Source organism: Vibrio sp. 1180_3 (assembly GCF_029478545.1).
GTDB lineage: Bacteria > Pseudomonadota > Gammaproteobacteria > Enterobacterales > Vibrionaceae > Vibrio > Vibrio aestuarianus.
The window spans coordinates 1-22,393 of record NZ_SJFM01000022.1 but is presented as its reverse complement, the minus strand read 5'-3'; the positions used below and the strand labels follow the sequence as shown (position 1 = coordinate 22,393).

The 22,393-nt window shown below is 43.7% G+C and carries 19 protein-coding genes; 11 read left to right on the top strand and 8 right to left on the bottom strand.

The features are described from left to right. Window positions 1-59: 59 nt before the first annotated feature. The 4 genes from EYW48_RS13765 to EYW48_RS13750 form a co-directional block, all read right to left on the bottom strand. On the bottom strand, window positions 60-1,586 hold the full coding sequence (locus EYW48_RS13765) for a tripartite tricarboxylate transporter permease (protein WP_053309868.1): 1,527 nt from the start codon (window positions 1,584-1,586) through the stop codon (window positions 60-62). 9 nt (window positions 1,587-1,595) lie between these two features. Beyond that, window positions 1,596-2,093, bottom strand: coding sequence for a tripartite tricarboxylate transporter TctB family protein (locus EYW48_RS13760; RefSeq protein ID WP_053309867.1), 498 nt, complete (start codon window positions 2,091-2,093; stop codon window positions 1,596-1,598). Window positions 2,094-2,288: 195 nt separating this feature from the next. Further along, window positions 2,289-3,260, bottom strand: coding sequence for a tripartite tricarboxylate transporter substrate binding protein (locus EYW48_RS13755; RefSeq protein WP_053309866.1), 972 nt, complete (start codon window positions 3,258-3,260; stop codon window positions 2,289-2,291). Window positions 3,261-3,507: 247 nt separating this feature from the next. Beyond that, entirely contained in the window at window positions 3,508-4,317 is an 810-nt protein-coding gene (locus tag EYW48_RS13750; RefSeq protein WP_053309865.1) for a hypothetical protein, read from the bottom strand. A gap of 339 nt (window positions 4,318-4,656) precedes the next feature. Here EYW48_RS13750 and EYW48_RS13745 point away from each other — a divergent pair, with 339 nt between their 5' ends. The 8 genes from EYW48_RS13745 (at window position 4,657) to EYW48_RS13710 (ending at window position 15,700) form a co-directional block, all read left to right on the top strand. Then, entirely contained in the window at window positions 4,657-5,325 is a 669-nt protein-coding gene (locus EYW48_RS13745) for a GntR family transcriptional regulator (protein WP_141652839.1), read from the top strand. Between the two features lie 117 nt (window positions 5,326-5,442). After that, window positions 5,443-6,339: a methylisocitrate lyase gene (prpB, locus tag EYW48_RS13740; RefSeq protein WP_168522285.1), complete on the top strand. Its 897-nt coding sequence runs from the start codon at window positions 5,443-5,445 to the stop codon at window positions 6,337-6,339. A gap of 266 nt (window positions 6,340-6,605) precedes the next feature. After that, window positions 6,606-7,736, top strand: coding sequence for a 2-methylcitrate synthase (gene prpC / locus EYW48_RS13735; protein ID WP_053309862.1), 1,131 nt, complete (start codon window positions 6,606-6,608; stop codon window positions 7,734-7,736). A gap of 78 nt (window positions 7,737-7,814) precedes the next feature. After that, entirely contained in the window at window positions 7,815-10,436 is a 2,622-nt protein-coding gene (acnD, locus tag EYW48_RS13730; protein WP_277432564.1) for a Fe/S-dependent 2-methylisocitrate dehydratase AcnD, read from the top strand. Between the two features lie 12 nt (window positions 10,437-10,448). Continuing rightward, window positions 10,449-11,624 (top strand): 2-methylaconitate cis-trans isomerase PrpF, encoded by a 1,176-nt coding sequence (gene prpF / locus EYW48_RS13725; protein WP_277432563.1) that lies wholly within the window; start codon window positions 10,449-10,451, stop codon window positions 11,622-11,624. Between the two features lie 29 nt (window positions 11,625-11,653). Continuing rightward, entirely contained in the window at window positions 11,654-13,531 is a 1,878-nt protein-coding gene (locus EYW48_RS13720) for a propionyl-CoA synthetase (protein ID WP_176246334.1), read from the top strand. A 226-nt stretch (window positions 13,532-13,757) separates the two neighbouring features. Then, window positions 13,758-14,240: a GNAT family N-acetyltransferase gene (locus tag EYW48_RS13715; protein ID WP_053309859.1), complete on the top strand. Its 483-nt coding sequence runs from the start codon at window positions 13,758-13,760 to the stop codon at window positions 14,238-14,240. 29 nt (window positions 14,241-14,269) lie between these two features. After that, entirely contained in the window at window positions 14,270-15,700 is a 1,431-nt protein-coding gene (locus tag EYW48_RS13710) for an NUDIX domain-containing protein (RefSeq protein ID WP_277432562.1), read from the top strand. 47 nt (window positions 15,701-15,747) lie between these two features. On the opposite strand, the gene EYW48_RS13705 is transcribed toward EYW48_RS13710, so the two are convergent. Continuing rightward, on the bottom strand, window positions 15,748-16,554 hold the full coding sequence (locus tag EYW48_RS13705; protein ID WP_171981074.1) for a Cof-type HAD-IIB family hydrolase: 807 nt from the start codon (window positions 16,552-16,554) through the stop codon (window positions 15,748-15,750). Between the two features lie 191 nt (window positions 16,555-16,745). Between EYW48_RS13705 and queE the strand changes: the two genes are divergently transcribed. Together queE and queC are read left to right on the top strand one after the other, a co-directional pair. Further along, complete coding sequence (queE, locus tag EYW48_RS13700) at window positions 16,746-17,396, top strand: 7-carboxy-7-deazaguanine synthase QueE (protein ID WP_053309856.1); 651 nt, start codon at window positions 16,746-16,748, stop codon at window positions 17,394-17,396. A gap of 10 nt (window positions 17,397-17,406) precedes the next feature. Beyond that, window positions 17,407-18,090, top strand: a complete 684-nt coding sequence (gene queC / locus EYW48_RS13695) for a 7-cyano-7-deazaguanine synthase QueC (RefSeq protein WP_168522270.1) — start codon at window positions 17,407-17,409, stop codon at window positions 18,088-18,090. A gap of 197 nt (window positions 18,091-18,287) precedes the next feature. Here the strand turns inward: queC and EYW48_RS13690 are convergent, their stop codons facing one another. The 3 genes from EYW48_RS13690 to EYW48_RS13680 all read right to left on the bottom strand — a co-directional run bounded on the left by EYW48_RS13690 (window position 18,288) and on the right by EYW48_RS13680 (window position 20,683). Continuing rightward, on the bottom strand, window positions 18,288-18,638 hold the full coding sequence (locus EYW48_RS13690; RefSeq protein ID WP_053309854.1) for a DUF2750 domain-containing protein: 351 nt from the start codon (window positions 18,636-18,638) through the stop codon (window positions 18,288-18,290). Window positions 18,639-18,756: 118 nt separating this feature from the next. Then, a complete protein-coding gene (locus tag EYW48_RS13685) occupies window positions 18,757-19,371 on the bottom strand; it encodes an OmpA family protein (protein ID WP_171981076.1) in 615 nt (204 codons plus the stop codon). A 1-nt stretch (window position 19,372) separates the two neighbouring features. Further along, window positions 19,373-20,683, bottom strand: coding sequence for a TolC family outer membrane protein (locus EYW48_RS13680; protein WP_053309852.1), 1,311 nt, complete (start codon window positions 20,681-20,683; stop codon window positions 19,373-19,375). Between the two features lie 422 nt (window positions 20,684-21,105). Between EYW48_RS13680 and EYW48_RS13675 the strand changes: the two genes are divergently transcribed. Further along, window positions 21,106-22,393, top strand: a 1,288-nt coding sequence (locus tag EYW48_RS13675; RefSeq protein WP_277432561.1) for an Ig-like domain-containing protein, incomplete at its 3' end; no start/stop codon positions are given.

Below are 22,393 nucleotides of genomic sequence, written 5' to 3'. Positions count from 1 at the left end.
AGGCCTAGCAATTTCGCTAGGCCTTTTTATGGTTGGATGAGTTATCATTCGATGGGTGACTATTCCGCCGCTTTAGTCGGCTGTGCTCGTAGTTTATTTGCTAATGCCACTACAAATGGGCTACTGAGAATCAATACCGCAAGAACTGTAAAAGCAAGGGTAATCGGACGTTCCCACAAGAAACTTAACTCACCATCGCTGATCATCAAGGCGCGGCGTAAGTTTTCTTCCATTAAGCCTCCCAAAATAAAGCCGAGTAACAAAGGTGCGAGTGGGAAATTAGCCAGCCTCAATGCAATTGCTCCCATGGCGACCAACAGCATGATGAAGACATCCATAGTATTGAAGGACACCAAGTACACACCAGTAATTGAGAAAAACAAAATCATCGGTAGTAATACTGTTCTTGGTACGGCAAGTAATCTTGATATGTAGGGAATAAGCGGCAAATTTAAAATAATCAGTACGATATTACCCAAGTACATTGAAATGATGACAGACCAAAAAACATCGGGGTGATCCACAAACAAGCGAGGGCCGGGTTGAATGCCGTATGACAAAAGTGCACCTAGCATAATTGCCGTCGTTCCTGAGCCTGGAATGCCCAGAGTTAAAAGCGGTACAAATGAGCCACTGGATGCTGCGTTATTGGCAGACTCAGGTGCGACTAATCCTCGAATTGAACCTTTGCCAAATTGTTCTTTTTTATCTTTTGGCGCTAAGTTACGCTCCATGCCGTAGCTCAAAAATGCGGCGATGGTTGCACCAGCACCAGGTAAGACACCCGTAAAGAAACCAAGGATAGAAGAACGAATAGAAACCGGAGCCGCTTCCTTAAACTCTTCTTTGGTGATTTTCATGCTACCTAAATTACTGAGTTTATTTTGTTCATCTGAACGTGTATCGCCATCTGGTTTTAAAATGCCCATCAATGTTTCGCCTAACGCAAAGGTAGCCATCGCGAGTAATAAGAAGCTAAAGCCATCCATTAAATCAGTTAAACCGAAAGTAAAACGCTCAACGCCAACCCCTTTATCGATACCCACCGTTGAAAGCATTAAGCCAAGAATGGTCATCATCCAAGCTTTAATTACTTGTCCTTTGCCTGCAAAAGCTGCAACGGCCGATAAACCTAATAGCATCAGTGCAAAATAATCAGATGATTGGAAACTTAGTGAGACTTTCGCCAGTGCAGGGGCTGCGACCAATAACATAATGGCTGAAAGTGTGCCGCCAGTGAATGAAGCATAAGCTGCAAGGGCTAACGCTTTACCTGCTTGGCCTTTTTGCGCCATTGGGTAGCCATCGAATGCGGTAACAACAGTGGATGAGCATCCCGGAGCATTGATTAAAATTGATGAGGTGGAACCACCAAAAATAGCGCCATAGTATACACCAGCCATTAAAATTAGGCCTGAGGATGGTTCAAGACCATAGGTAATGGGGATCATCAGCGCGATAGCCGAAATCGGCCCCAGTCCCGGTAGCATACCGATAAAAGTACCAACAAAACAACCAATGATAACCATGAAGATATTCATTGGCATCATGGCGGTAGAAAGCCCTTGTAAAATTCCATCTAACATAATTTGTTCCTACCAAAGAGTGAAAATAAGCCCTGGCTCAAGGTAAATATCCAAGCCTTGAGTCAAGAGAAGGTAAAAGGCGATCACAAACGGGAAAGACGCACCAAGAAGAATGGATTTACGTCTTTCACCCAAGATAAAAAAGCCGGCGAGGAGAAAGAAGCTGGTGGCGAGTACAAAACCAATGTATGTCAGTCCCAGCCCGTAAAGTGCCATCAACACTAAAAAGCCAATTAATAACTTCCAGTTAAAGTCGAGTACCGCTCCACTGTCTTTATCCGGTTTGCCCATCACCAATAACATCAGTGATAAAAACACACCGGCGTAGGTGAGTAAGTTCGGTAGTGTTTGCGCATTAAACGGTTCGTATTCATCACCGGGAAACATGGGAATATTGGTGGTTTGATAGCCGTAACATAGGCTCAGAGCAAGAAAGACTAATGCACCAACACGATCGCGGCACAGTAGGTACTCCTTACTGAAATAATTGGTTGGCAGATCCGACATATCCAACTCCGTTGCAAAATAATGGATAGAAAAAACCGCACACCAGCGAGTTAATAAATGTATTAACTAAGCGGTAAATTAAAGGGCGTGATTAGCGACCAATAACCTGACCGAATAAACAAAGGAGTATAAACATAGTGGAGTACGGCAAAAGGTGATTTAGAGGCGGGGACAACGTGCGCCCCCGAAACGTTACTATTTTAGGAAACCTAGCTCGCGCATTAGATCACCCATTTGTTTTTCTTGATCTTCCAAGAATGAGTAGAACTCTTTGTCTGCCTTGTAGTTGTCTATCCAACCATTGCGATCACGGACAACTTTCCATTCATCAGTGGTGTACATTTTCGACAAAGCGGCATTCCATTCATTGATTTTTTCTTGGCTAGTTCCCGGAGCGGCAAAGAAACCACGCCAGTTAGCAAATACGGTTGGGTTGCCATATTCAGTCAGTGTCGGAATGTTTGGTGCAACCTCAAGACGCTTTGGTGCGGTAATAGCAAGAATTTTCACTTGACCAGATTTCGACATTTCTAGTACTTCACCTAGGCCAGTAGAAAGCAACTGAGTTTCACCAGAAAGCAGAGCAGCCATGGCTTTGCCGCCCGCATCATACGCAATATAGCGTACTTCTTTCGGGTTGAGATTTTGTCCTTTAAATGCTGCAGCAACGACCAAGTGGTCCATACTACCGCGCGCGGAACCACCAGCTACTTTTACTTTTCGTGGATTGTCTTTGAAGTCAGCAACGGCATCTTCCCAAGTATTATATTTTGAATCGCCGGCTGCAACGATAGCACCGTAATCAGAAACGGTGGCAGCGATGGGGGTTAAATCTCGAAATGATTGAGGAAATACGCCAGATAAAGAACGCACCACAATAGGGGTCGAATTGACCATCAACGTATCTTGTTGACGATCTGCTGTTTCAATTAAGTGTGCAATGGCTTTGCCGCCACCACCGCCAGAGAGGTTTTGGTACGAAACATTACTGACAATATTGGCTTTCATCAGCACATCACCAGTACCACGAGCCGTCATGTCCCAACCACCACCGGCACCACCAGGAATTAAAATGTGCAGTTTTTCTATGTCAGCCGCCAAGCTACTGAAAGAAAAGGTTGCAGCCAAAATGGATGCGGCGAGGGTTGGTTTAAAATGCTTAAACATATTCACGTTCCTTATGTCGGCGCATCATTGTCGTCAGCGTAAGCTGGCTGACGATAACGTCATGATGCTTATTGTTATTATCATTATTCCGCTAAATGTAGCTTGTTGCGGATAATATTAAGTTAATAACTTGTTGCTGTTTTGTCTCTAATGCGTAGATAAAAACAATATTGAGCATAAAGGAAGTTTTGTTCATAAAGTTCACGCTCGGTTTCGCAGGCTTGATGTGAACTTTATATGAAGGGGCTTATTGACTTTTTACGAGCAATAACTTGCTGTTATTGTAAGAAAAATCAGAAGCTGCCATTTCATTCTCTTGGCTTAAAATTGAATCGATATTCGGTAGCAGTACAAAAAAGATCAATGGCTCTGCGTGAAGTGGTTGCCACAATGCATTCTCGCTATTTTGTGTATAACCGTTTAGGTAGACGGTTAACACCAAGCTATCAGGTGACAGCTGTGAATGGTTAAAATGACCTAAGGTATGGACGGCTCCCCACACAGAGTCTAGCGAACGCTCAAAAGCACTCTTTAAGTAAAGATCAATTGCGAATCTCTGCTGGTTGGATTGTTGATGCACTTGTAGTCGCTCGCCTAAATATTTCCCTTTGTTAAAAGGTAAATATCCTAAATTGTTTGCAGCGATGGTCCCTTGATTGTCACAGGTTTGAACAGAATCTTCGTTTTGCACGCTGCTGTACAATTCACAACCAAAACGTCCAATCAGGTGATTCAATGCAACATGGAAGATCTGTACATCGAAGGGATGGCTATTTTGTTCGTGCAAATTTAATTCTGGAAATAGCGTAGGTAATTCATCTTCGACAGATTTGAGGTCGGTTGTCCATACTAAGTGATTTTGCTCAACCGCGCTTCGAACCACATTTGGGTTATCCGCAACAGTAAGTTCGTTTTCTGAGTAGTAAGCCTCACTTAAAGTGGAATAGGTCATTGAGTGGTATTCATCTAACGAATAAGCAATGCATCCCGATAGCAAAGGAATAGTGAGTAGTGAGGCAAAATATTGTGCAGTTGTGCTTGTCTTCCAAAGACTCATAGTGACTACCATGTCATAGGTGATTGTTTGCACTTGTTATTCTATCGGTTCAATGATTGTTTTTCCCTTTCCAAGCTCACAGAGTCACCTTTCTATCTAACCTTTATATTCTGGTTAGATATTGAGTCGGTTTATTATACATTAGTCTAAAGTGTCGACAATTATCTTGATTGTCGACACTTTAGTGGTCTATTTTGTGTTTAGTTTGATTAATTGTTAACACATTTTTTTTTAGTGATGTAAACCGGCTAGTGAAGAACTGTGTAAGGCGAAACGATGAATACAATAGTCCAAAATAAAGCGCTAAAAATCAGTGCTCTTGAGCGTCAAAAAGATCTGATGACTAAACCCGAAAAAGAAAGCACCAAATCTGAGAATCTTACTGAGTATTTGATTGAAGCGATTGTTGAAGGGCAAATCGCACCCGGCAGTAAGATTTCAGAACCGGAACTTGCCAAACACTTTCAAGTCAGCCGAGGTCCACTGCGTGAAGCTATTATGCGAGTGGAAGGGTTAGGCTTGATCGAGCGTATCCCACATATTGGCGCACGAGTTATTCAACTATCACCCGACAAATTAGTTGAATTATACGCTGTGCGCGAGGCTCTTGAAGGAATGGCTGCCAGGCTTGCGGCTCGCAATATCAACACCGACGAGTTAATTAGACTTGAAGGGTTATTGTCGACACATTCTCACCATATCGACCAAGTGGAAGGGGCATCTTACTTTCACCAGCATGGTGATTTCGACTTTCATTACTGCATCATCAAAGCGAGCCGCAATCAGAAACTCATAACCTTATTGTGCGATGAGCTTTATCACTTATTACGTATGTATCGCTATCAATCACCGCGTTCACATTCACGCCCTAAAGAGGCGTTAGATGAGCATAAATACATTCTGCAAGCGATAAAAAACCGCGATGAAGAATTGGCTGAAATGTTAATGCGACGCCATATCTCCGGTAGCCGGAAATTGATTGAGCAGCAGATTGCGAACGAACAGTAGATAGCCAATGGCTTGAAGTTATTAAATAAATAGTGGTGGTACAGGCTGAGTGTCAGTGTAGAACCACTTCAAGACGAAAAGAATCGAAATCTAAAGCGCACTGATTAGGAGAATCTCATGAGCTTAAGTCCGGGGGCGAAATTTAGACTCGCCGTGCAAAGTAATGACCCGCTGCAAATTGTCGGCACCGTCAACCCTTATTGCGCCATGATGGCGAAACGTTTAGGTCACCAAGCGATTTATCTTTCCGGTGGCGGTATTGCCAATGCGTCTTATGGATTGCCGGATCTTGGCATTACAACGCTTAACGATGTGCTGGTGGATGTGGAGCGCATTACTAATGCGTGTGATTTGCCTTTGCTGGTCGATATAGATACCGGATTCGGTGGTGCATTTAACATTGCCCGCACCATCAAAGCGATGGAAAAAGCCGGTGCAGCCGCGATCCATATGGAAGATCAAGTAGCGCAGAAGCGCTGTGGTCACCGACCAAACAAAGCCATTGTCAGTCAGCAAGAAATGGTGGATCGCGTGAAAGCGGCCGCTGATGCGCGCATCAATCCTGAATTTGTCATCATGGCACGAACGGATGCGTTAGCGGTGGAAGGAATTGATAGCGCAATAGAGCGTGCGATTGCTTGTGTGGATGCTGGCGCAGATATGATTTTCCCTGAAGCGATGACTACTCTAGAACAGTATGACCGATTCTCGACTGCACTTGCTGCGGCTAGTGGTAAACACGTGCCAATTTTGGCCAATATTACCGAGTTTGGCCAGACGCCACTTTATGGCTGTCAGGATTTAGCAAAATCGAAAGTTGACATGGTGCTTTATCCACTCAGTGCGTTCCGAGCAATGAATAAAGCGGCTGAAATGGTGTATCGCCATTTACTCGAACATGGCAACCAAGAAGCTTTACTCGATACGATGCAAACCCGCAACGAACTTTATGATTATCTCAATTACCACGATTATGAAGACAAACTCGATCAGCTGTTCTCTGAGAAAGAATAAGTGAAGTGCGCTGAATGAAAAGCGCAATGCATCAAATAAAAATCAACAGAATAAGCATGGACTGAATTAACTATCGGCCACTAACAAGATAAATAGAAATAACAAGCTCTAAATGAGCATATTCAATAACGTGAAATCGCTTGAACGACCCGCTACCTAATTATGGTGTTTTTCTACAACTTCAGATTTTTAGAAAGACAAGACATGATGAAGATAAAAGCACATCCACACGAGATAGGGCGTGAGAGCAAGAAAAGGAGTTCAACATGTCAAATGCACCACTCGGCGGCGCAGGTCTGCGCGGACAAAGCGCAGGCGTTACTGCTTTGTGTACCGTAGGAAAAACCGGAACCGGCTTAACTTATCGAGGTTACGATATTACTGACCTCGCCAATAACGCACAATTTGAAGAAGTCGCGCATTTATTATTGGTTGGACATTTACCTACCCAAGCCGAACTGGATCAATACAAAACTCGTTTAATTGGTCTACGTGGTTTGCCACAGTCACTGAAGGCTGCACTAGAGCTTATCCCTGCGGATGCGCACCCAATGGATGTCATGCGCACAGGCTGTTCTGTACTTGGTAATCTTGAAACTGAACACAGCTTTGATGAGCAACTCAGTGCGACTGAGCGCATGTTGGCGCTGTTTCCGGCCATTATTTGTTACTGGTATCGTTTTAGCCACGATGGCGTTCGCATTGATACCGAAGATCAAAGTGAAGATTGCATCGGTGGTTACTTTTTGAAAATGTTGACCGGGAAAACCCCAAGCGAGCTACATAAGCAAGTGATGCATTGCTCACTAATTTTGTACGCTGAGCATGAATTTAATGCTTCAACGTTTGCAGCGCGAGTGTGTGCATCTACCTTGTCAGACATCCACTCTTGCGTGACTGGTGCTATTGGTACATTGCGTGGCCCGTTGCATGGTGGTGCCAATGAAGCTGCAATGGAAATGATTGAAAATTGGCAAACACCTGAAGAAGCAGAGTCCAACATCCTGCAAATGCTCGCTAATAAAGACAAAATTATGGGGTTTGGTCATGCAATTTATCGTGAAAGTGACCCGCGCAATGCGCTGATCAAACGCTGGTCTAAAACTCTGTCTGAAGCCGTCGGCGATACTCATCTATACGCCGTGTCAGAGAGAGTCGAAGCGGTGATGAAGCGTGAAAAAGGCTTGTTCTGCAATGCCGATTTCTTCCATGCTTCGGCGTATCACTTTATGGATATTCCCACCAAACTCTTTACCCCTATTTTTGTGATGAGTCGTTTAACAGGCTGGGCTGCGCATGTTTTTGAACAACGTGCCAATAACCGAATCATTCGTCCAAGTGCCGACTACGATGGCCCAGAGCATCAACAATGGTTACCGATAGAGCAACGTAAATAACGTTCAGTTGTGTGAAATATAAAGCGTTCCCCACTTTGGGGACGGTTTGGGGGAGGAATAATGTGATGGGTGGAAGTAATGAATAATCAAACAGTTAGCCAATTTCATAGTAGTAGCCAATACAAAAAACCATTGGCAGGTACAACACTGGATTATTTTGATGCGCGCCAAGCGGTTGATGAAATTCAAATGGGTGCGTACGAAAAACTCCCTTACACCTCGCGAATTTTGGCGGAAAACTTAGTCCGTCGTTGCGAGCCGCATGCATTGGTTGATTCTTTAAAGCAATTGATTGAGCGCAAGCGTGACCTTGATTTTCCTTGGTATCCAGCACGTGTCGTTTGCCACGATATTTTAGGCCAAACCGCATTAGTTGATTTAGCTGGTTTAAGAGATGCGATTGCCGAACAAGGTGGTGATCCAGCCAAGGTTAATCCAGTGGTGGAGACGCAATTAATAGTTGATCACTCATTAGCGGTGGAGCACGCAGGCTTTGAGCCTAATGCCTTTGAGAAAAATCGCGCAATTGAAGACCGTCGCAATGAAGACCGCTTCCATTTTATCGAATGGTGTAAAACCGCGTTTGAAAATGTCAGCGTTATCCCTGCGGGTAACGGCATCATGCACCAAATTAATCTAGAAAAAATGTCGCCTGTGGTTCAAGTCAAAGATGGTGTTGCCTTTCCAGATACGTGTGTTGGCACCGACAGCCACACACCGCATGTCGATGCATTAGGTGTGATAGCGATTGGTGTTGGCGGTTTGGAGGCCGAAACAGTGATGCTCGGTCGCCCATCAATGATGCGTTTACCCGATATTGTTGGGGTGAAATTAACCGGGAACCGTCAGCCCGGTATCACCGCTACCGATATTGTACTCGCGATAACCGAATTTCTGCGTAACCAGCGAGTGGTTTCGTGTTATCTGGAATTTTTTGGTGAAGGGGCGCGTAATTTGACCATCGGTGATCGCGCTACCATCTCTAATATGACACCTGAATACGGCGCAACCGCAGGGATGTTTTACATTGATGAACAGACTATCAATTACCTAAAGCTAACGGGACGAGATGCCGAGCAAGTGGCGTTAGTGGAACAATATGCAAAGCAAACGGGGTTGTGGGCGGATGATTTGCAACACGCGGAATATGAGCGTGTGTTGGAATTTGATTTATCACAAGTACAACGCAATCTTGCAGGACCTTCTAATCCACATCGTCGCTTACCCACCTCCGAACTCGCTCAGCGCGGTATCGCTGGTGAATGGCAAGAAAAAGAGGGTGAATTGCCAGAGGGTGCGGTGATCATCGCCGCCATTACGTCGTGTACCAATACCAGTAACCCACGCAATGTGGTTGCAGCAGCGCTGTTGGCCAAAAAAGCGAATCAGCTTGGTTTGGTGCGTAAACCTTGGGTGAAAACGTCATTCGCTCCAGGTTCAAAAGTGGCCAAGTTATACCTAGAAGATGCGGGATTACTACCAGAGTTAGAGCAGCTTGGTTTTGGGATTGTCGGCTATGCATGTACCACCTGTAATGGTATGAGTGGTGCGCTGGATCCGCTCATCCAAAATGAAATCATCGAACGCGACCTTTACACTACTGCAGTGTTATCGGGCAACCGCAACTTTGACGGTCGTATTCACCCTTATGCCAAACAAGCATTCTTAGCTTCACCACCGTTGGTGGTGGCTTACGCGTTGGCGGGAACGATTCGTTTTGATATTGAAAAAGATGCATTGGGCACTGATGCGCAAGGTAACCCGATCTATCTCAATGACTTGTGGCCGAGCGATGAAGACATTGATGCTGTTGTTAATCATCACGTAAAACCGGCACAGTTCAATCAAATCTATATTCAGATGTTTAAGCCAGAGAGTGAAGCAGCAAACAACAATCCGCTTTATGATTGGCGGCCAATGAGTACCTACATCCGTCGTCCTCCTTATTGGCAAGGTGCACTAGCTGGTGAGAGAAGTTTGTCTGGTATGCGTCCTCTGGCGATTTTGGGTGACAATATCACTACCGACCACCTATCACCATCGAACGCTATTTTAGCTTCTAGTGCCGCAGGTGAGTACCTGACCCAAATGGGGGTTCCAGAAGCTGATTTTAATTCGTATGCAACCCACCGAGGCGATCACCTCACCGCGCAGCGTGCCACTTTTGCTAACCCCAAGTTATTCAATGAAATGGTGCAACAGCGGGGTAAGGTTCAGCAAGGATCACTGGCGCGCATTGAGCCTGAAGGGCAGGTAACACGTATGTGGGAAGCCATTGAAACCTACATGAATCGTAAACAACCGCTCATTATTATCGCAGGAGCCGATTACGGTCAGGGTTCATCTCGTGACTGGGCGGCTAAAGGAGTGCGTTTAGCTGGCGTTGAAGCGATTGTGGCTGAAGGTTTTGAACGCATTCATCGCACCAATTTAGTCGGTATGGGCGTGCTACCACTGCAATTTAAAGCAGGGACTGATCGTCACACATTAGAACTCGATGGTACTGAACTTTATGATGTCGTAGGTGAGATCAAACCGGGTGTCGATTTAGCTTTGGTTATCACTCGTACTCAAGGCGAAAGAAACGGTGAGAAACTAGACGTTGCGGTGACGTGTCGTTTAGACACGGCTGATGAAGTGAATGTCTATAACGCAGGCGGTGTATTACAACGTTTCGCGCAAGATTTTCTGGCTCAGTAGGGAGAAAGATAAGTGAGTAAATCATTAAAAATCCCAGCTACTTATATGCGTGGTGGTACGAGCAAAGGCGTTTTCTTTCGATTAGAAGATTTACCACAAGCTGCGCAACAAGCTGGAGAAATCAGAGACCAGCTGTTGCTACGTGTGATTGGTAGCCCTGATCCTTATGCTAAGCAGATTGATGGCATGGGGGGGGCTACATCGAGCACCAGTAAAACCGTCATTGTCAGTAAAAGTGAGCGAGACGATCACGATGTTGATTACCTGTTCGGACAAGTTTCTATCGATAAACCGTTTGTCGATTGGAGTGGAAATTGCGGCAATCTTTCCGCTGCAGTAGGTCCGTTTGCCCTTCATAGTGGCTTTATCGACAAAGAGCGCATTCCCAATAATGGTGTGGTAACGGTGCGCGTGTGGCAAGCGAACATTGGCAAAACCATTTTAGTGCATGTGCCGATTTGTAATGGTGAAGTACAAGAAATGGGCGATTTTGAATTAGACGGCGTGACGTTCCCTGCTGCCGAAATTCAGGTTGATTTTCTTAATCCTGCAGATACAGCTACCGATAATAATAACTCCATGTTCCCAACCGGAAATTTGGTTGATGATCTGGAAGTACCCGGTTTAGGCACCTTAAAAGCCACCATGATTAATGCAGGCATTCCAACCATTTTTGTTGAAGCGAATGCGATTGGTTATCAAGGTATTGAGCTGCAAGATCAAATCAACAGTGATGAAAAAGCATTGGTGATGTTTGAATCGATTCGTGCTTATGGCGCATTAAAAATGGGATTGATTGAACATCTCGAACAGGCACAGCAACGTCAACATACGCCAAAGGTCGCGTTTGTGGCAAAAGCGCAAAACTATCTGTCATCGAGCGGTAAAGCGGTTTCTGCAAGCGAAGTGGATATTCTGGTCAGGGCCTTATCGATGGGCAAACTGCACCATGCCATGATGGGTACGGCGGCGGTCGCCATCGCTTCAGCCGCTTGTGTGCCCGGAACTTTGGTGAATATGATGGCCGGTGGCGGCGAAAAAGAGTCGGTCACTTTTGGTCATCCATCGGGCTCATTGAAAGTGGGGGCGAGTGCTACCAGAAGCAATAATAATTGGACGGTAGAAAAGGCGGTAATGAGTCGTAGTGCGCGAGTATTAATGGAAGGTTGGGTGAGAGTCCATCTTTAAAATAGAAAAATGACGTGAAGGAAAATGTTATGTCTGCATATTTAAAGGAATATCAATGGGCTCAATCCGAACCAGAATCATTTTGGCAAACGCAAGCTAAACAGATTGATTGGTTTGAATTTCCGAAAACCATATTACAAAAAGACAGCAACGGTATTGAACGCTGGTTTGCTGATGGTGTGCTTAATACCTGTTGGCTGGCGTTGGATTATCACTGTGAACAAGGGCGAGGTGAACGAACCGCCTTGATTTATGATTCTCCTGTAACGGGCAGAAAACGCCAATATACATATACCGAATTACGTAACCAAGTGGCAAAAGTCGCTGGCATGCTGGCTGAACAAGGCGTGACTAAAGGCGATAGGGTAATCATCTACATGCCGATGATCCCTGAAGCTGCGATGGCAATGCTCGCATGTGCAAGACTCGGCGCGATCCATTCTGTGGTCTTTGGTGGTTTTGCCCCCAATGAACTGGCAGTGCGAATTGAAGATGCCGAGCCGAAAGTGATCATGACGGCATCGTGCGGTATCGAAGTCGATAAGATTCTGCCTTATAAACCGCTGGTGGATCGCGCGATTTTAGACAGTGACTGGAAGCCAGAAAAAGTGTTGGTATTGCAACGCTCCGAGCATGTGGCTGAACTAAACCATGAGCGAGATATTGAATGGAATAGCGCGGTTAAAGCTGCACTTCCTCACGGTTGTGTTCCGGTGTTAGCAACTGATCCGCTTTATATTCTTTATACTTCTGGTACGACAGGCAAGCCGAAAGGCGTGGTGCGTGACAACGGTGGTCATGCGGTAGCGATGAAGTATTCGATGTCGACTATCTATAACATGCCGCAAAACGGAGTATTCTGGGCAGCTTCGGATGTGGGGTGGGTTGTTGGGCATTCCTATATTGTCTATGCGCCGCTTATTCATGGCTGTACCACTATCTTGTATGAAGGGAAACCGGTGCGGACACCAGACCCTGCCGCGTTTTGGCGAGTGTGTGAAGAGTATCAAGTCGAAGCGCTATTCTCTGCCCCGACCGCTTTTCGGGCCATTAAGAAAGAAGATCCTAATGGCGATGGTTTGAAGCGTTATGATTTGTCCAAGTTAAAAACTATTTTTATGGCCGGAGAAAGGCTTGATCCACCGACCTTAGAGTGGGTAGAACTGCACACCAACAAACCAGTTATTGACCATTGGTGGCAAACCGAAACTGGCTGGGCGATAGCGGGTAACCCTACTGGTTTAGAACTTATGCCAGTTAAGGCCGGCTCTGCAACTAAGCCGCTTCCCGGTTATCAGGTTGAAATTCTCAATGAATTTGGTGAAATATTACCCGCAAATCAACAAGGGTTTGTTGCACTTAAACGGCCGCTACCACCAAGCTGTTTGCCGACAGTGTGGCGCAACCATGATCGTTTTGAATCCGGCTACCTAGCGCAATTTGAAGGTTATTATGTTTCCGGTGATGGTGGTTATCTCGATGAAGACGGTTATCTGTTTATCATGGGGCGAATTGACGATGTGATCAATGTCGCTGGGCATCGATTATCGACGGGTGAAATGGAAGAAATTGTCGGTGCGCATCCTGCTGTTGCTGAATGTGCAGTCGTTGGTGTGTACGATGAACTGAAAGGGCAGTTGCCATTGGGTTTGGTGGTACTTAAAGATGGTATCAAGCTCGATGAGCTGGAATTAGAAAAAGAGTTAATTGGTAAAGTGCGTAGTGAGATTGGAGCAGTCGCTTGCTTTAAGCATGCCTTGGTGGTCGAACGTTTACCCAAAACGCGTTCAGGTAAAATTCTAAGACGGGTGATTCGTCAAATTGCCGATGGCGATGAATACGCCGTACCTTCAACAATTGATGATCCAGCTAGCCTTAGTGAGCTTGAAAAAGCGCTGCATCACTAGGTTTATTGACCATGGTATTAACGCCTCACATGCTGTGAGGCGTTTTTCAATGTGAGTAGCAAATAGTGATTTACTTAAATTATTATTAGGGTACTTTGTTCTCTATATCTTAACAATGAGACAGCTTTAGAAAGTGTTTGCATGAAAAGTGACTACGTCGAGATGTATTTTTTCAGAGCTATCTTATAAAATCGTGCCCCAGCTTTCTTCATTCATGGTGCAAAATATGTCGCAAATAACGATTGCCCCAGCCGGTGATACCGATTTGGCATCATTGAACCAACTAATGTATGACCTTCACCATGAACATCATCTCGCTTGCCCGCAATATTTCAAAACCGCAGAAGAGATAGAACAAGAGAAAAGCATTGCTCGCTATCTCGATGATCCAGAATGCTTAGTGTATGTCGCAAAAAAGCAAGGGGCGATTGTCGGTTTTATTACGGGGCATTTTTGTGAGCTGATCTCGACAGTTAGCCAACCTGTGCAAATGGGAAGTATTGATGAGCTTTATGTTGAGCCAAAAGAGCGCCAACAAAAGATCGCGCAGATGTTGCTAAACAAAATAGAACAAACTTTTGAAGACTATGGTGTAAGCGAAGTTTTTGTTGAAGTGTGGGATTTTAATCAGGGTGCGCAGTCTTTTTATCAGCAGTCAGGTTTTTCTCATCATATTCATTGGTTACGTAAGTCAATCGATAACAAATAGGTCGGTGGCTGATATTGATAGGTTTTAATGTGTTTAAGCAGTTTTTATTGATCAGCGGGATATTACTTTCACTGCTGTTTTCAACGAGTGGTCTTGCGCTAGAACAGGGTAAGAATATTCGTGGTGCCCTATGTTTGGTTAAAGCCGATGACAAGATTGTATTGGTCAATGAGATCATCACAAAACAGATTTCGTTACCTGGTGGCACCATCACCCCAGGAGAAACACCAGAGCTAGCCGCTCAGAGAGAAACATGGGAAGAAACCGGTTTAGTGGTGACGGTTGGAGCAGTATTAGGCTATACCGATAGTGCGGTTATTTATAGCTGTCGCAGCGATTCAGACGTTATTGCGTTTAAGTCCAAGAATGTATTTGATGGGCATGAACTACCGATCTGGTTTGCGCCTCATTACGGAGTTGAAGTCGCCAGCGCAATGTTGGTTGACCCGAATGAAATAAATGCATCCCAGTACCGCTACCCAGAACAGTGGCAATTTATCATAGACATGGCTACTCAAGCTGAGGATCAGCCAGTTAATTATGTCTCTGAGCTTATGGCGGCAGCGCCTAAGATCCACCAAATTCAATTACATTGGATAGTGTCACTGCAACAAGCGGTTACCTTATTGCCAGAACCACTGTTGAATGGTGTCAACCTAATGGCTAATTGGCTGACAAAATTGGCAAGCCCTTTATTTTTGATTGTTTTATTTCCATTGATTGCAGGCTATTTTGGAAAACATTCCGTTTTCAAAATGTTTTTTGTTGTCTCCGTGACATCGATACTTTCTTTGGTTGCAGAGCAAGGTTTTACCTTGCCAAGACCGCATGCTTATATTCCCTTTTTGGAGCAACACCAAGGCTATGGCAATGGATTTCCTAGTTTACCGATGGCGTTATGGGTTGGTGTCGGGATTATCTTACTTAGATCTTGTGGAAGGTTGTATTGGAATCGATGGGTTGCCTTATGCTTGGCGATAATGTCACTGTTTATGTTGAGTCAATTTTATATTGGTGAAGCATTCTTAACGGATATGGCAATGGGTGGATTACTCGGCTTTTTGATAGCGTGGCATATCATTCGTTTAGAGTTGAAGCCTGATGTTGATATCAATACTCTGTTGAGTTCACGGGGTGTTTGGTGGGGCTTAACGATTTTAGCCGCGATTTTAGCCGCGATTTTGACCGTGATATGGCCGTTTCCTATTTTCACTTTGTGGCTTGCAATATTGACCACTGCTTCAATGTTGGTGCTGGTTATGAAAAAAATAGAGTTCCGTATGACGGAGACGCAAATGTGGTTAGCCGTTATCGTGTTACTCGGGGGCAACTACCTCATTTCGTATGCAGCAACATTTATTGCCTATAGCGGCTTGCTATCGTTAGTCGCTGAAACGCTACGCTTTCCAGTATTGATGGTTATTTTTGCTCTCTCATGGAGAAAAAAAGCGTATAAATAGAACGCCTCAATTGACGTTGAGACGTTTATCCTACTCATGCTTCAGCGTTAATTGAGCGCAAATTTCTCAATAGCAATAGCAACACCATCTTCATCATTACTTAGCGTAATATGATCTGCAATTTTCTTGGTTTGCTCCATCGCATTGGCCATTGCTATGCCGAGCCCGGCAAACTCCAACATGTGGTGATCATTCTCTGCATCACCCATGCATATTACTTGATCGGCCGTTATTGCTAAGTGATCAGCAATCGCTTTAACGCCAACACCTTTATTACTCTGAGTGTTGAGAAACTCTAAAAAGAATGGCGCACTCTGAACAATGGTAAATTGTTGGTACAGTTCTTTAGGCAATTTAGCCACCGTATCGCTCAGTAGGCTTGGTTCGGCGACGATCATAGCTTTGATAATTGGGTGGTCATCTTCCAGTGCATCAAAGTCCATTTCAGTGATAGACAACCCATTGATTCTTGCTTCCAGTTCAGTGTATTCACTGATATGTGGTGTAATTAGACCGTGTATTTGGCTGAAGGCGTGTGTATTTACACCAAATTGGCTTGCCAGTTTTGCTACTTGTTTTGCTGATTTTCCGTCGATGATCTGGTGGTGGATGATTTCACCAGTACCAATGTTTTGCACCATAGAGCCGTTGTAATAGAGTACAAAATCATCGTTAGAGTTCAGATTAAGTTCTTCCAATTTATCGCGCATACCGTCTATTGGGCGACCAGATGCAAGTACCACGGTGATACCTTGCTCCCGAGCTTTGGCGATAGCTTGCTTGGTTCTTTCTGTAATTTGCTTTTTGCTATTGAGCAGTGTGCCATCCATGTCTAATGCGATGAGTTTGTACATGTCTTACCTAAATTTAAAAAAGAAGAAGTGTGCAGCTTATTCAAGTTAGGATTCCAGTGCCACTGATTTAAGCAATTTTTTAGTTAATAGCGGGGGATTAATTTGACCTGAAGCTAGGCTTCCATTAAGGTCAGCGACCTATATTTTTGATACCAAGTTAGGCTGAGTTTACGTTGTACAAAATTAACGAAATGTTCGAAACCATCCAAGGTGAAGGTGTTTATACTGGTGTGCCTTCTGTTTTTATTCGTCTGCAACAATGCCCTGTAGGGTGTGCTTGGTGCGACACGAAACAAACTTGGGATGCTACGCCGCAAGATGAGCGCTCCACAGATGACATTTTAGCTAAGACTCAAGACAGCCCAACTTGGTGTTCAGCCAGTGCTAAACAGATTATTTCGCTTTATAAAAAACAGGGCTATCAAGCTAAGCATATTGTCATTACTGGTGGAGAGCCCTGTATCTATGATTTACAACCGCTAACGCAAGCGTTTGAAGTAATAGGCTGCCAGTGTCAAATTGAAACAAGTGGAACATCACCGATACAAACAACAGAGAAAACATGGGTTACGGTGTCACCAAAAGTGGCCATGAAAGGTAAATTACCCGTTTTAGATTCGGCGCTACTTCGAGCGAATGAAATTAAACACCCAGTGGCGACATCAAAAGATATAGATCAATTAGATGAGTTACTCTCAAGAGCAAATGTACCTACATCGACCATTATCGCCCTGCAACCGATCAGTCAAAAAGAGAGAGCAACGCAATTATGTATTGATACATGTATTGCGAGAAATTGGCGTTTATCAATCCAAACTCATAAGTATCTCAGTATTGCATAGAGGATAAATCATGAAAAAAGCCGTTGTTGTATTTAGTGGTGGACAAGACTCGACCACTTGTTTGGTTCAAGCCTTAAATGAGTTTGATGAAGTGCATGCAATTACTTTCGATTACGGGCAGCGTCATAAATTAGAAATTGAGATTGCTAAAGCGTTAGCAACAAAATTAGGTGTGGCGGCACATAAAGTCATGGATGTTGGCCTATTGAATGAATTAGCGATCAGCTCTTTGACCAGAGACGATATTCCTGTATCGCATGAGTTGCAAGACAATGGTCTACCAAACTCCTTCGTACCTGGCCGCAATATTTTATTTCTAACTTTAGCGGGTATTTACGCCTACCAAATTGGTGCAGATACTGTGATTACTGGGGTTTGTGAAACTGATTTTTCAGGCTATCCGGACTGTCGCAATGACTTTGTTGAAGCAATGAATAGTGCTTTAGTACAAGGTATGGATCGTCAATTTAAGATCAGTACACCACTGATGTGGTTGAATAAAGCAGAAACGTGGGCGCTGGCTGATCAGTACGATGCACTAGAGCTAGTGAGAAATGAAACGTTGACCTGTTACAACGGCATTATTGGTGATGGATGCGGCGATTGCCCATCATGTGAATTACGCAAGGTTGGTTTAAATAATTACCTTAGCAATAAGTCTGAAATAATGAATGAACTCAGACGCAAGCAGTGAACCGAAAGTGCTTATACCCTTCCGACTTGAAGTTGCAGCGGTGTTGGCTACGTTCGCTCACCCCAATCACATAGTGTATCTATGCTCATGGGGATGAACTCACTTGCCGCCTACCTGCAACTTCAAGTAGTTTTGATAGGATAAAACGAAAATGCTCCGCCTTAGGCGGAGCATTTATCTAAGATAACAGCTAACGGTTAAAGGTACATTTTAGCCAGATCAGCAGGCTCAACCTCTTTACCTTCTAGGCTTGCATTCCAGTTTGTACCGATCAACACACCATCTTCATCCAGCGTAATGAGCCAATCTTCAACAAAAATATCTAAAGGAATTTCTAACACTTCAAAATCAGACCACTCTTCTACATTGTGAGTTTCAGCATCTTCTTTCGCAGACCAAAAAGGCATCACTTCACTGTTTTCGAATTCCGTAGAGTCGCATGCAAGCCAACCATCTTCGTTTTTTAGACCCCAAACTAATTGGGTTTCTTTTGTTTGTGCTACAAACAGTTCTAAGTTTGCTTGAAGGTCAGCAGTTAATTTGCTCATTATCTTTATCTCATAAGGTTACGACGTGGCAAGGATAGCATTTTGTGCCGTCAAACACATTACAATTTTGGAAAGTAAAAAGGGCAAATATGCCCTTTATATCAATACCGTTTGTTGACTACTGCTCGCGTTTAGTGAAAATAGACCATTCTTCCTTAATTGAACCTTTATGACCAACAACAGTTGCAATCACTTTTCTGTTCATAGCATGACTAACTTCATCATCACCACTTTCGGCAACGTTAGTATCACCAAAGCCAACGATACGAATCCTACTTTGGCTAATACCATAGCTAATTAAGGTATTTTCTACATTGTAAGCTCGCTTTTTCGACAGTGCTAAATTGTACTCAGCGCTTCCTACTTTGCTTGCATAGCCTTGCAGCTCAATAGACGTCGATGGATACTGTTTTAAAAACTCTGACATTGAACGAATTTGTCCTCGAAATACGGGATTAATATCCGCAGAGTCATTAGCAAACAAGATCCTTAATTGAAGCTGCTCTTCGGTTTTAATGTAGGTACCACAGCCATCGTTATCAATATCTGATCTTAAAGGAGTATCAGGGCATAAATCTCGAGCATTAATCACCCCATCTCTGTCGTCGTCTTGTAAATCATCAATCTGTGTCGCTAAAGGCGTGGTGATATACTCATACTCATCGTCAGCGTATGAAGTTGCAGAAATAATGAGTGTTGAACTGGCCATGATCGGCAATAAATATTTTAACATTTTAATACTCCACCGCTTCGTGCCATTCTTTCGGAGTGTCAACTCTTAATGCTGTTAATAGCGTACCAGTTGCATTCATGACACGGTATTTTGCATATTGTTCATCGTATTTCGCATCTAAGTAGCCTTTGCGAGCTTCAAAAAGCTCGTTCTCGGTATTCAATACATCAAGCAATGTACGTTTACCCAAGCGGTATTGTTTTTCATATGCGATAACAGTGTCGGATGCAGAATCAACATGATCAGCCAAAAATTCTTTTTGCTGTAAAGTTAAATCCAGTGCGCTCCAAGACAAACGTAATCCTTCTTCAACCGTGCGATAGGTCCTGTCTCTTAAATCTTTTGCTTTATTCATTTGATAGGCTGCACTTTGGGTACGATCTGAATCTGAGCCACCGTTGTACAAGTTATATCTCATCCGAAGCATGGCAGAAAATTCATCACTGCTACCTTCGATACCACCCGCGTCATCACGCCATGTCTGAGCTGCTTCAAAAGAGAGCGTAGGGTAGTTTGTGCCTTGAGTTTGCTTATATTGAAACTTGGCTGAATCGACATCGGCCTGCGCGACTTTAATTACCGGATGATTCTCATACGCTTTGGCAATCGCTGAATCTATAGTAAAAGGCAAAGCTGATTGGTCAGCGCGAGGGAAAATTAACCCTTGAGGTGTCTGACCAACAATACGTTTGAACTGAGTATGTACATCAAACAAGTTATTCTGCGCGGCTAATAAATTTGCGTGTGCTTTTGCTAAACGAGCCTCAACCTGAGATAAGTCAGCTGTAGAACCTATTCCTGACTCAACGCGTTTTTGAATGTCACGATATATTTTTTTATGCACTGCTAGGTTGGTTTCGGAAAGCGTTAGAATCTCAAAAGCTTTCGTTGAGTCGAGGTAGATCTTGGTAACCTCTAATGCGATGTCTTGCGCGTCGGCGAGTAGTTGAAAGCGCACTGATTCAGCATCTGCAGCTGTTCGATCGATATCATTTAATGTAGATGAGCCATCCCAGATCAACTGAGTTAATGTTATCGTCGCCTCTTTGCGAGTTAATTCATTATCAATACCTGATGCTAAATCTACAGCCTCATAGCCTATGCCAGCATCTAAATCAATCTTAGGTAAGTAAGCCCCAGACGAAGCATCAGAGCTGTAACGTTTGCTTACGTACTCGTTGAATGAACTCTTAATATTTGGATTGGTTGCAAGCGTTATTGATACTGCCTGTTCAAGAGTCTGGCTATACGCAGAAATAGGAAAACTTAGTGCTGTAGCACAGCCTAATACCTTAACTTTCGTCCAATTCACTTTCTAGCTCCTCAAGGTGCTTACATTTTGTTATCTAATACTACGGCATTAGCTGTCTCATTAATGAGACGATTTATCGAAAACGCAAATAAAATAACATTAATAAACAATAATCCGCCACTAATACATAAGCATATAACATAAATTTGTTCAATTAAGGTGAGAGGAATCACTAACAAAATTTAGATTAGTCTAGCAATGCCAAAAAAACATCATTTAATGTGATGTTAGTTCAATATATCAATATGTGACTTGAGTCGCTATACCGTCAATTTTAATGATGTTGTATGAGCCTGCATACTTTGTTTTCTAAGTGTTAAGTGCTAATTTATATAAGTTATGAATGTTAAATTGCACTGCCAATAGATTGACGTATGAAATTGTTGGTTTTTTGTAATGACTAGGATTGAATGAGGCTTTCTATGGGACGTAGTACTTTTCTGTTGGGTTCAAATTTGGCTGTTGGCCAACGCATTGCGGTTGATGTTAACGGTAATGTCCGAATCCTAAACCCTGGCGAAAAAGCCTTACCTGGTGAGATCATCATGAACCCGAATAGTCTTGGGGAAAATGATGGAGCACTCAATCCCAATGTTCAAATTAGTCAAATTGCTCCAGATGGTAGTGGTACTGATATTACCGACGATGTAAATGCAATCCTTGCAGCATTAGAGCAAGGGATAGATCCAACTCAGCTTGGAGAAGAATTTGCAACCGCAGCTGGTGAGTCAAATGGATCTAGCCCTACTGATTCGGTCAGTATCACACGTGATGCTGCTGAAATAATCGCTGTAACAAATTTCGACACATCAGCACTGACTTCATTAGGCTTATCTGAGACACAAAGTTTAGGCTTACTAGAGCAATATTTTCTTAATCAACAGAATATAGAAACGACTCCATTTGATAACACTCCTATTAACGTCAATATTGATATTGATCCAATCACATCGGATTCGATCGTTACCGCACAAGATGTAAACTCGACGGTTATTGTGACTGGTAGTGTCTCTGGCGAATCGTTTTCGTCTGGAACGGTGACACTTATTATCAATGGTGTTGAATACTCTGGTGGTGTGGTTGACGGAAGATACAGCATCGAGGTGAATGGAAGAGATCTGCAGGCTGATTCGGATAATGTTGTAGATGCCAGGGTAGAAGTAGCTAATCAAGCGGGTAATATCGGTTCTGCAACTTCAACAGAATTTTATCTCGTCGATACATTTTCTCGTGGCACTATCACTATTAATTCTGTTACTGAAGACAACCTAATAAACAAAAATGAGAGTGAGAATACAGTAAGCGTTTCTGGCTCTGTAGGTGGTGATGCTGAACCTGGTGATCAGGTGACTGTCGTCATCAACGGCACTTCGTACCAAACGAGTGTATTAAGTGACAAAACATGGGAAGTTGAAGTTCAAGGTTCTGAATTAATTCAAGATACTCAAATCACTGCAACAGTTACCGGTAGCGATCGAGTTGGTAATGAATTTATCGGTAGTACTAGCCGTGATTATTTAGTGGACATGTTCGCAGATGCAGGTGCGCCAAGCGTGAGCATCGTGGATGACAACAATCCAGACGATGGCGTGATCAACAAAGACGAGCTGGGTAATGACCAGGTTCAAGTGAAGGTTGACGTGAACCACGCCGAGTTGGTTGAAGGCGGTGAAGTGACACTGACCATCAGCAATGGTGGCAGCGCAAGCA